The organism is Cryobacterium frigoriphilum, assembly GCF_004403305.1.
Lineage (GTDB): Bacteria > Actinomycetota > Actinomycetes > Actinomycetales > Microbacteriaceae > Cryobacterium > Cryobacterium frigoriphilum.
On record NZ_SOHE01000029.1, the window covers coordinates 87,680 to 99,256 of the forward strand.

Consider the following 11,577-nt stretch of genomic DNA (forward strand, 5'->3'; position numbering starts at 1 on the left):
CGCAGTCGGATGTTCCCAGCCTACGCGCGGCCCGCCGGGAACCGTGACACCGGCTCGGGGGGTCGCAGCACGGTCCGGCTACTCGTCGTGAGTGTCGTCGGGAGTGTCGCCGTGAGGGCGTCGAGGGCCACCTGCCAGGGGATGCGTTCCTGTTCCAGTCGCACGTTTCCCTCCGAGCGGATGCGCCCGAGCGCCGACGCCTCATCGGCCGTCAGCAGCCCGTATCCGCCGCCCGCCGGCGTCGGCTCCGGCACCCACAGGTCCCGGTAGGCGAGCAGGGTCGTTTCGTCCATGAGAACGCTCGTCACGTCGGCGCAGCTGGAGCGTACTGCGTGCAAAATAGCGAAGCCGTCACTGTCGAGGTCACCCCAATAGACGATGCGACCAGAGGCCACCCACGGAATCCCTCGCAGCCGCCCGGCGGCGTAACCGCTGCCATGCACCACGACCGCTCCCGGCAGCTCCGGCATGGCCAGCACGGTCTCGAGGTTCTCGAACACGAACACGGTGGTCGGCGCGATCGGCAGCGCGGCGAGTTGCTCGATCGGCGCGGTCAGGTCGACGAGGCCACCTGGCCGCAGCACCGGGTCGAGAAACCGTACCCGCACGAGCACCGGCGCCTCGAGCAGGCCAAGCGATGCCCGGCCGGTGACCGCGGCGTGCAGACTCTCGACGAGCGTTCGGTTGTGGCCAAGCCACTTCGTGTCGATGCCGTGAATGGGCAGCTGCCGAATACGCCAGCCCGAGTACGGGTGTGCGCTCAGCCAGCCGACCACGTGCAGCAGGATCGTGAAATCGGCCTCCGACAGGGCACGGATCGCCCGGCCGTGGGTGCGGATGGCGGCGGCGAGCGCATCTGTCGACGCCGCCTTCGAGGCGAACACGGACCGCAGCAGGCTCGCCCGGTCACGCAGCAGGCACCATTCTCGGCCGATCGAGGCGCCGGCAAACGCGGCGATCGTGTCGGCCCCACTGACAACGCAACGCACCGGCACCCGTTGGGCTCCGACGCTCGGCCACTGCCGATCCTCCCAGTACACCCGGACCGAGGTCTGATCTGCGGCGAGCGCCCGCCACGACTGCACCCACGCGATGACCCCGGCCTGCCCCTGCAGTACCGCCCGCTCGGTTGGCGGGTGCAGCACGATCTGCAGGGCGGCATCCGCTCCCCCGATCGCCGCCCAGGTGCGTTGGTCTTGCTCAACCCGTTTGCGAGCCCGTTCGCGGGCCGCGGCGACGGTGACCATGGCGCTCGGCGGTGCCATCAGGAGCCCGCCGTGTCGGCTGCCGTGTCTGCCGTGTCTGCTGTGTCTGCTGTGTCTGCTACATCTTCGGTGTCGGCTCGAAAGGTGACACTCGCCGTGCGGGAGTCCTTACGGCTCGCATTGGTGATCGAGGTGATACCGCCGACGTAGGGTTCGATCGTCTGCAGCAGCTTTTCGGGTGTCGCCAGAATCATGTGAAACCCGAACTCGACGAAGACGTCCATCGCCATGCGGGTGTAGCGGCTGTCTGCCTTGTCGAAGGCCTCGTCGAGAATGATGGTCGCGTAGGTCGGCAGCTGGTCTTCGTCGGCGGCGAGCTGGTAGCGCAGCGCTGCGGCGAGGCAGAAGATCACCAGTTTCTGGCGCTGCCCGCCCGAGAGACCGGCGCTGGAGTCGTGCACGTTCACCGTGCGGCCGGCGAGGTCGACCTCGTGCGCCATGAACGTGACGTGTTCGCGGGTGTCGAGGCAGCGGCGCCGCCAGGCCAGGTCGGCGTTCTCGCTCGACCCGAGCCGGGTCATGATCTGGTTGAGTACCGCGAAGCGTCGTTCGGCGGAGGCGAGGTCGTCATCGGTCCACGCGCCGTCGACGACGGTTTTCAGGTCGGCCATGAACGCCACCACCTCCGGCGAGCGCCGGGTCTTGACCTCGATGCGCAGATACCGTTCCACGTCGAAGCGGGAGCGCCCGAGCGAGGCGTTCACCGGGTCGATGCGCAGGCCGACCTCTTTCGGGGCGTCGCGGATGTCGCTGGCCAGGTGTCCGATCAGGTCACGGGACTTCTCGCGCAGCAGCTTGAGAAAGTTTCCCTCGTGCTCGGGCAGTCCGCGCGCGACGATGCCCTCGAGCAGGGCTCGGTAGCCGGCCCGGTCCTCGATCGACGTCGTCAGATCCCCGGCCGCGGCCGGCCAGGTGCGGGTGAACGACACGGCACCGGCCACGAACACGGACTGCGCGTCGCCGCGCTGCTTCTGCGCCTCACTCGCCTCGCGGTACAGAGCCGCGCTGACCTTGCGGCCGACATCGCCAATGCTGCGCCGATCGATCTTGCGCTGCTCGAGGCGGTAGCGGGCGTCGAGCGCCGCGGTGTCCTGAGCGCTCAGCACGGAACCGTCAACCGTGGCCTGCACCCGGTCCCGCAGCTCGGCCACGAGCTCATCAACCTCGGCAAGTTGGGACTGCACCCGGTCCAGCTGCAGGCCCGTTTCGCGCGACCGGGTCTCGGCGAGCAACAGGTCGTGCCTGGCCTCGGTTTCGGCGCCGAGCGCATCCGTCAGTTCGGCGTTGCCCGCCGTCAGCACGGCCAACTGGCCGGTGCGGGAGCGCACTAGTTCGTCGGCGGCGGCCCGGTCGAGTTCGGGCCAGTCCTGGCCGAGCACCCGCGCGAATACGTTGCGGCGCCGTATGACGGCATCGCGTTCGGACTGCGCCGTCTTCAGGCGCCGGTCGGCCTCGGAGTGGCGCCGTTCGGCATCGCGGCGCTGCTCGAGCAGTAGGTCGATCTTGGCCTCGTTGTCGGCGCCCAGGATCCAGTGGCTGCGATCGTCGACCCGGTGCCGGTCGTTTTTCTCGTAGCGGCGAGCGGATTTCTTGATCTGCCCGCCGCGCGTCACCCCACGGTCGACGGTGTCGAGGTCGTCGGGGTGCTCGACGCAGGCGAAGTCGAACTCGGCGGCCGTGCGGGTTTCGAGCCAGTCGTGGAACGGGCCGGCGCTGACCCGGATGCGGTGCAGCAGCGACCGCTCGGTGCGAGCGGGTTTCGGCGGGGTGGCCAGGGCCGGAACCGCCTCGAAGACGAGTCGGGCACCCACGTTGCGGGCCTCCACGCGTCGGCGCACCTCGGCCAGGTATTCATCCCGCACCAGGAGCGCGCTCGCGAGCGGAAACAGTACCCGTTCGATGGCGCCGCTCCAGTCAGCAAACTCGGGCAGCACCTCGATCAGTTCCCCGGCAAAGGGCAGCGCCGACTCGCTCAGGCCCAGCTCGCGGGCGAGCTCCGTGCGGGCCAGCAGCAGGGCGGCCGGCAGGTTGCTCTTGCGGGTGCGCAGCTCCTTCAGCTCTTTATCGACCCTGACCAGATCTTTCATGGCCGTGAAGTATTGCTCGTTGTCGTCGTGGTCGTGGGCGGCGAGCGGCGCCTGCTCGTCGAGCGCCCGGCGAGCCTGCTCCACCAGTTCGGCGAATTCCGCGCCGTTCTGTGGTGCCCCGGTCACGCCGACCCCGGCGAGTTCCTCGGCGAACCGGGTCCAGCGCACGCCGGTCGCCCCGGCAGCCGTGACGGCGTCGGTCACCCGCTCCTGCATCTGGGCGGCATCGTTGCCGCCGAGTTTCAGCGCCCGGCGTTCCGCGGCGCGACAGCGATCCGCGGCGGCGGCGCGGGCGGCATCCGCTGCCCGGGCATCATCGCCCGCCCGAGCCTGCTGAGCCCGCAGCACGGCACGTTCGTCGTTGGCGAGGCGCAGCGTGAGCTGGTCTTGAAAGGGTTCGATCAGGCTGCTGAGCCGATTGGCCTCGGTGCCGACCGCGGTCGCCGTCTCGTAGGCGTCGATGGATGTCTCGAGCTCACGCAGGTGATCGGCCTGGCGACGCAGCTCGACCACGTGCTGGTGCGCCTGGTTCAGTTCGCCGAACTGTTCCACCGCCGTCGTCGCGCGCTTGAACGTGCCGGGTTCGTCGAGCATGAAGGAACGAAAAAGCTGGTCCAGGCTGCCGAGGTTCTTGGCCGACTGGGTTTTGTGCAGCAGGTGAAGCGCGTTCTGGCTGCTGATGCCGAGCAGCCGGCGCAGTTTGGAGTAGAAGGCACCGTGCGAACCGGTGGTCGTGATCACGGCCTCCGGCCAGGCCGCCTTCAACCGCCGGGCCTCGATGCCGCTGGCCACGAACTCGGCGAAATCGCGCAGGCCCACCGTGCCGCGGTCGACGAAGCAGGCATCTTTCAGGTCGGCCTTGTCGACGCTCGTGCCCTTCAAATGGAAGACTCGGGCGAGGATGACGGGCGCGTCCCGACCGTTGTCGAAGCGCAGCAGCACTCCGCTCCAGGTTGCGCGCGGCCGAATGTACGAACTCACCGCCCGGTCGAGATTCTCATCGGCCTCCTTGCTCCAGGCCCCGCGAATGTAGCTGACCAGGCTGCGGTCGTCGTTGCGGGTCGCGGATTCCTGAGCGGCCGCGTTGAAGCGCAACCATCGGTCGGGGGTGAGCACGGTCGCGATCGCGTCGAGCAGTGACGACTTGCCGGAGCCGGAGGCCCCGGTGAAGAGGTGCCCCTGGCGGGCGACGTCGATCCGGTGCAGGCCGTCGAAGGTACCCCAGTTGCAGACCTCGATGTGCGCGAGCCGCCACTGACCCACGTGAATCGGCATCGCCCCGGCCGGGTCGACGTTCGGGTCGACGGCGTCGTCGACGGATGCGCCCAGACCGGGCATCTCAAGCATGGTCATCTGGTCATCTCCTCGGTCTCGGTGCGGTCGGTCTCGTCGGTCTCATCCGCGGTCAGACCACCCGAGCTACCCCGGCCACCCGCCGCGGCGATGCGTCGGTACTCGGCGCCGACCGCCTGAATCTGGTCGGCGTCGACGATGAGCCGCAGCACGGGCGAGATTTCAGCACGGTCGTCGGCGCCGGCCTGGTGAATCACCCGCAGCTTGTTCTTCATGTTGAGCCAGGAGGCGTTGAGTCGGCGGGCGAAGTCGCTCTCGTCCCGGTCGACGGTGCGGTACACCCGCAACTGCTCAAATACCTCCTCGCGGCCCACGATCACGCGACCCTCCCCCTCGCCGGTGAGCAGCATCTGGCGCAGCACGAGCAACATCGCGGTGTCGAGAAAGGTCAGCGGCGCGGTGCGCACGGCGTTCGGCACCGTCAACTCCGTCGTGCTGACGTTGCGCACGAACGCGAACTCGCCGACCCGGTCGAGTACGAGCTCGAGAAACAGGTCGTGCAGCCGGGACCGAATCGCACTCTCGTCACCGAGCAGCGCCGACCACAGGGCGGGCGCCTTCACTCCGGACAGATACGGACCGGTGACGAGCTGCAGCATCGCTCGGCGAGACTGTTCCCCGAGCACGCCGCGGTCACCGGGCCAGAGCCCGGTCGGGTCTGCCGAATCGCCCGAATCGCCCGGGTTGCTCTGGTCGCCCGCGTCGCCACCCTCGCGGGCCGCACGCGCCCCGGTGTCGGTCGTTCCCGTGTGCATGGTCACAGCAGCCTCCCGGTGAAAAGGTAGATCGGAATGTCGGCGGCGCGCGCCGCGGCGTCGACGCCCCGCCACCGCACGGTCTCGACCCCGCCCGGCGCGGATCCCTGGTTCGCGGCGAGGGTCAGCAGTCCCACGACGCTCGCCACACCCTGGCTGGCCGGGTGACGCTCGAGCACCTGCCGCACGGTGGCCTGGTCGAGCTCGGCGAGCACGGCATTGACGTGATCGATGAGTTCGGCGAAGTCGATCTCGGTCTCCCGGGCCAGCGCCCGCAGGGTGGCCAGATCGGCCATGCCCGACTCGTGCTCGACAATCGGCGCGGTCGCGTCGAACTCGGCCGGGTCGTGCAGGCGAATCGCTCCGACACTCGACAGCGCCACCGCCGAGAGATCGAGGCGCAGGCCGGTCGGCTGATAGGGCTTGATCTCAGCGGATGCCGGCACCCCGTCGGCGAGCGCGGTGCGCAGCAACCCGCGCAGCACCCGGTCACGCTGGTAGTCCTGCGACTGCACGTAGCGCCGCAGGCCGCGGGCAAAAGTCGTGATGACCTCGTGGATCTCCCCGCTGTGGTCTTTGAGGGTGCCAATGAAGCGGCGCAGAAATCGCCGATGTGCGGGGGTGAGGTCGGCGGCGAAAGCTCGGTCGAGCACCCGGGCGATGTCGTCGTCGAAGGCCTCACCGACCGCGGGGTCGAGCACGAGGGCGCTGAAGCCGGCGAAGCTGCGGCCCTCGTCGGATTCAGCGATCAGGTCGACGCCGCGAAAGACCTCGTCGAGCACGCTGCGCTGTGTCTCGTCGGACTCCACGATGCGGGCCCGCAGGTCACGGTTGAGGTCGTCGAATTCGGCCCGTACCCGAGCGAAGTCGGAGGGGATCTCCTCGGCCTGGGCGAGGATATCGCGCACCCGTTCGAGTGCACGCGCCGGGTCGAGGGTCTCGAGGTCGCCGGCCTGGATGCGTTCGATCTGCGCGTCGAGCCGGTCACGCTGGGCGTGCAGCTGTTGCAGACGACGAGTGGCATCGGGATCGGTGTCGACGGCGAGTTGGCCGAGCTGGGCGCCGATACTCGCGAGGCGGGATTCGGTGACGGTCTGACGCGGGGCGGCGAGCTGTTCCAGGGTGCGGATCGCCGCGAGCGCTCCCGGTGCGAGCTCGAAGGTCTCACCGCGGGCCTCTTCGGCGGGACGCCTGGTCAGAAACCCGGCCTTGCGCCACTCGGCGCAGTACCCCTGGGCGCTCTGCGGCAGGTCGAAGCCGTGCCCGCGCAGGGCCTCGAGGTCGTGGTCGATGCGCTCGTAGAGGTCGTCGGTGGGCAGCCGCCGGTCTTCACCGCCGAGATGCTCGCTGAGCAGCGCGGCAATGACCGGCGCGTTGTCGGCGCGCAGCAGCCGCCACGTGGCATCCGTCTCGAGCATTCGGGTGAGGGCGTGGGTCTGGGCCAGTGCACTCACGGTTCCTCCTTCTGGGTGGTCGCAACCGGGGTTCGGCTGACACTAAAGGTCCTGAAAACATCATGCAGCACCCCACCGACACGGTGCCGCGCAGACAGCGTCAGACCGCGCGATTTGTGACCAAAATCAGGCTATCGAAGTCACGTGACCGGTGGCACAATTCGGTTTGACGAAGGGTTCTCGACGGAGGTCGTGATGGCTCATACCCAAAAGAGCGCTCTATGACTGCGCAACACGACGACGAGCCACGCAACCCGCACGAGCGCGGCGACACCGCCCCCGGCTCTCTGGTACGGGCCGAGGCCCTGCAGGAGGCCGTGCTGCACAGCGGCAGTTTTTCTGTCATCGCGACCGACGTCAACGGCATAATCCAGATCTTCAACGTGGGTGCGCAACGCCGATTGGGGTATCGCGAGGTTGATGTCATCAACAAGGTCACCCCCGCCGTGTTCGCCGATCCCGGCGAGCTGATGGAGCGTGCCCACGCGTTGAGCGCCGAATTCCACACCGAGATCGCCCCCGGGTTCGAGGTGCTCTCGTACCAGGCAGCACGCGGCGGGGAACAGGTACACCGCATTACGGGGGTACGCAAAGACGGCGTGCACTTTCCGGCGATCGTGTCGGTCACCGCCCTGCACGATGCCCAGCGCCACATCATCGGCTATCTGTTCATCGGAACGGATGACGCCGCCCGGAACGAGGCCGATGCCCTCAGCCAGCTCGACGAACAACGCCGGGACCAGCAGTTCTACACCCGCTCGGTGATTGAGTCCAGTGTTGACGCGCTGGTCACCATGACCCCGACCGCCATCATCACCGACGTCAATGAACACATGATCAAGCTCCTGCGGCGCACCCGCGACGAGCTCATCGGACTGCCATTTCGGCTGTGTTTCGCCGAGCCGGCCGTCGCCGACCGCCTGACTCGCCGGGTACTCGCCGAGGAGCGGGTCACGGATGCCCAGCTCACGGTCGCTGCCGGCAACAACGGCACCATCTTTCGTGTCGCGTGCAACGCGGTGGTCTACCGGGATCGGGACCGGGTGGTGCGCGGAATCTTCGCCTCGGTGCGCGATGTCACGGCGCGCGCGCCCGGGCAGGCACCGGGTCCCGCAGGCCTGCCCGAATCCGGGGCCTCGAGCCTCACCCGCGCCGCCCGCGATCTGGGGGCTCCGATCACCTCCATTCTGGAGTTCTCCGAGGTGCTCAAGGATGGCATCCTCGGTGAGCTCTCAGACCGCCAACGGGCCACCGCCGAGGCGATCTTCACGAGCGGCCAGCACCTCGTGAACATGCTCAACGACCTGATCAACCTCGCCCATCTGCAGTCCGGCACCGTACCGCTGGCCGTCACTGACGTGCACGTCGAGAGCCTGCTGTACCGCAGCCTGGTGCGGCTGCGCGAGCAGGCAGCCGATCCCACGGTGGGCTTTGACGTGTCCGTCTCGCACGACGCCGTCAGTTTTCCCCTCGACGCGCAGGTCACCAGTCAGATCCTGCTCAACGTGCTGGCTAACGCGGTTCAGGCCAGCGCCTCCGGAGGGCGGGTCTCGCTGACCGCCCGGCTGGTTGCGCGCGCCGAGGTGGGTATTCTCGCGGGGCCGTGGCCGGTGAACGCGCTGCCACTGGTGTCACCGAGCACCGACGACTTTCTGCAAATTTCTGTGCAGGATGCGGGCACCGGCATCTCCCCCGAACAGCTTGCCCACCTGTTCGACGCCTTCCCCGCCGTGCCGGGCACGTCGCGCCGTGTCGACTCGAGCAGCGTCAAGCCGATCCGTTTCACTAACTCGGGCATCGGTCTGGCCGTGGTGAAGGACCTCGCGCAGTACTACGGCGGCACGGTCGCCGTCACGAGCAGCGTCGACGTGGGCACTCGTTTCGTCGTGTGGTTGCGCCGACGCCCGATCACGAGGCCCGCCGCGCCCGACCAGACAACGGATGCCGCCGCCGGCACCGCCGGCACCGCGGGCACCGCGGGCACCGCCGACCTCATGAGCGGCCTCCTAGCGCCGCCGACGACCGTTCCGTCCCCCGTTTCCGTTCCGGAGCCTGCTCCGACGGCCCTCGGACCCGACGCCACCGCCGACCCGACCGACGCCGTCATGGACGACGAGTCCGCCATCGAGCACACCACGGTGCGCACCGGCAGCACATTCACCGAAGATGTGCTGACCCGGCATCTGCCTCAGCACTCCCGCATCGCCCTCATCATCGAAAGTGACGTGCCCACGACCGATTGGCTGCGTCTGCTGCTCGCCGCAGAGGGCTTCACCGTGGTGCACGCCACAGACGGCGATCGTGGCCTCGAACTCGCGACCCGACTGCCGGTCAGCCTCATCACCCTCGACGTGCTGCTGCCCGGAATCGACGGTTGGGGGCTCTTGGCACGGCTGCGCACCTGGCCGGAGCTGAACCGGGTTCCCGTCATCGTGATCGCCGGGCTCGTCGATATGAGCTTTGCCCTGTCGCAGGGGGCGACGGCGGTACTCGAAAAGCCGATCACGCGGGCCGACTTACGGCAGTCACTCAACCTGCTCGGGCTGCGCACGGTACATGCCAGAGCCACCAATATCCTGGTGCTCGACGACCACGAGTCCACCGCGAAGCTCGTGGCCGCGCACCTCAAGCACCACACTTCCAGGTAGCGTTCCTGGGGTCCGGTGCCGGAGCCCAGGCCATCGCCCAGAAGCTCCAGCCCGACCTCATCATCATCGATCTGCTGATGGACAACCAGACCGGATTGGCCATCATTCGTGCCCTGCAGAGTGACCCGCTCACGGAGCGCATCCCACTGCTCGTCATGAGCGCCTCGCCCCTCACGCGTGAAGAGCGCGATACTCTTCACAGCCACCCGGCGCAACCGGTGCGACTCATCATGACCCCGGAGTTTGACCCCCTCGAGTTCATCGCCGAGGTCAAGAACGCGCTGAGCTGATGAGGCGGAAGGCCGCCCACGCTCGCAGCACGCGCTCGCGGCACTCGTTCGACGCGGTGGCACGTGGTGCACCGAGTGCCCGCTTGCACAATGAGTGCCGCGACCGCCGGGCGGTGACCGAACGAGTGCCGCGAGCACGCCTGGTCGCGAACTAACCGCTGCGGCCGCACGGTTCCTCCACAGCGGATGTCCCGGGTGATCTCTGCACAGATAGTCCATGTCAGGCAGCCTCACCAGACGCTCTGGGGCAGAGTGTCGACATGACTGAGATCCTCGACTCCTACGGCGTATTCAGAAATGGGCTCATCTCTGCCGAGGCCCTGCGCGCCTCCGGAATGACGACCTACACGGTGCACCGGCTCACGCTGCGCGGCGAGCTCGCCCGGGTGCGGCGCGGATGGTACGTGCTCGGTAAGCACTGGACAGACGCCCGGCCCGACGAGCGCTACCGACTCTGCGTGCGGGCGACCGCGGCTGAGGCCACGACCGAGCTGGTGCTCAGCCACCACTCGGCGGCTGTCATGCACGGGCTGCCTCTCATCGGCCCGTGGCCCGCGACCGTGCATGCGCTTTGCCCCGACGCGGCGGGCGGCAGCAGCCACCGGCTCCTCACGTCTCATCGCAATCGTGGCGATCTGAATCCCGTCACCATCGCCGGTGTAACCGTCACGAGCCTGACTCGTACAGTCGTCGACATGGCCGTCGGATCGAGTTTTCTGATCGGCGTGACGATGGTCGACCATGTGCTCCATCAGGAGGCCGTTCGCCGACAGCGAGAGAAGCGGACCGGTCTTCACGGATCACCCCCGATCACGAAGGACGTGCTTCTCACCGAGCTCGATGCGGTGCAACCGCGGGTGGGTCGGCGCGCCGCCGAACGAGCGATCACTTTCGCGAACGGGCTGTCGGCCAACGCCGGCGAGTCGCTCAGCAGGGTGCGTTTCGAGGAACTGGGCTTCGAGGTGCCCGAACTGCAGGTACGGTTCGTCGTGCAGGGTCGCACGTATTTTGTCGACTATTTCTGGCGTGGCGTGCGCAAGATCGGCGAGTTCGATGGAGCCCTCAAGTACAGCCGTGGTGAGGTAATGGCGGGTCGAGACGTCGTCGGCGTGGTCATGGCCGAGAAGAACCGGGAGAACATTTTGCGCCCCAAGGTCATCAGCTTCACCCGGTGGGGGTGGGACCTGGCGTACGACGCCCGCGCCTTCGCCCAATTCCTGACGGAACAGAACGTGCCGCGAGCCCGCCGGCGATGAGGCGCGATGCCGCCCACGCTCGCAGCACTCGCTCGCGGCACTCGCTCGCAGCACTCGCTCGCGGCACTCGTTCGGCGCGGCGGCACGTGGTGCACCGAGTGCCCGCTCGCGCAATGAGTGCCACGACCGCCGGGCAGCGACCGGGGGTGCCGCGGCCACCCGGAGTCGCCTCCACGGTAGCCATCGGCGTAATGCGGGCGCGGATGCGCCTGCCGCGAGCACCGAAACGCCTCGCGGCACTCGTTCGGCGCGGCGGCACGTGGCGCACCGAGTGCCCGCTCGCGCAATGAGTGCCACGACCGGCCGGCAGTGACCGAAAGAGTGCCGCGAGCCCGGCAGCGACCGAACGAGTGCCGCGAGCAGCGACCGAACGAGTGCCGTGAGCCCGCCGGTGACCGGGCGGGGCGTGAGGCGCGGCCGCGGGGCCGCGCCCCACCGCTCACTCGCGCAGGGTCGCCCCGAACGCCGC

7 protein-coding genes are annotated in these 11,577 nt (G+C 68.4%); 3 read left to right on the forward strand and 4 right to left on the reverse strand.

Features of this window, described 5'->3' with window-relative positions:
- Positions 1-20: 20 nt before the first annotated feature.
- From E3T55_RS06740 to E3T55_RS06755, 4 genes are read right to left on the reverse strand one after another with little or no spacing between them, the layout of a single operon-like run.
- Positions 21-1,265, reverse strand: a complete 1,245-nt coding sequence (locus E3T55_RS06740) for a Wadjet anti-phage system protein JetD domain-containing protein (protein WP_241992918.1) — start codon at positions 1,263-1,265, stop codon at positions 21-23.
- Positions 1,265-4,705 (reverse strand): ATP-binding protein, encoded by a 3,441-nt coding sequence (locus E3T55_RS06745; protein WP_134518804.1) that lies wholly within the window; start codon positions 4,703-4,705, stop codon positions 1,265-1,267. Before E3T55_RS06745 ends, E3T55_RS06740 begins: the two co-directional genes overlap by 1 nt.
- The gene (locus E3T55_RS06750) at positions 4,702-5,460 is read right to left on the reverse strand and encodes a DUF4194 domain-containing protein (RefSeq protein ID WP_134518819.1); all 759 of its coding nucleotides are present in this window, start codon (positions 5,458-5,460) and stop codon (positions 4,702-4,704) included. Before E3T55_RS06750 ends, E3T55_RS06745 begins: the two co-directional genes overlap by 4 nt.
- 2 nt (positions 5,461-5,462) lie before the next feature.
- Positions 5,463-6,914, reverse strand: coding sequence for a DUF3375 domain-containing protein (locus tag E3T55_RS06755; RefSeq protein WP_241992919.1), 1,452 nt, complete (start codon positions 6,912-6,914; stop codon positions 5,463-5,465).
- A 221-nt stretch (positions 6,915-7,135) separates the two neighbouring features.
- Between E3T55_RS06755 and E3T55_RS06760 the strand changes: the two genes are divergently transcribed.
- From E3T55_RS06760 to E3T55_RS06770, 3 genes are all read left to right on the forward strand, one after another.
- Positions 7,136-9,562 (forward strand): ATP-binding protein, encoded by a 2,427-nt coding sequence (locus tag E3T55_RS06760; protein WP_134518805.1) that lies wholly within the window; start codon positions 7,136-7,138, stop codon positions 9,560-9,562.
- 77 nt (positions 9,563-9,639) lie between these two features.
- Complete coding sequence (locus E3T55_RS20205; protein ID WP_166791703.1) at positions 9,640-9,852, forward strand: response regulator; 213 nt, start codon at positions 9,640-9,642, stop codon at positions 9,850-9,852.
- 260 nt (positions 9,853-10,112) lie between these two features.
- Positions 10,113-11,108 (forward strand): type IV toxin-antitoxin system AbiEi family antitoxin domain-containing protein, encoded by a 996-nt coding sequence (locus E3T55_RS06770; protein ID WP_134518807.1) that lies wholly within the window; start codon positions 10,113-10,115, stop codon positions 11,106-11,108.
- Positions 11,109-11,577 lie beyond the last annotated feature (469 nt).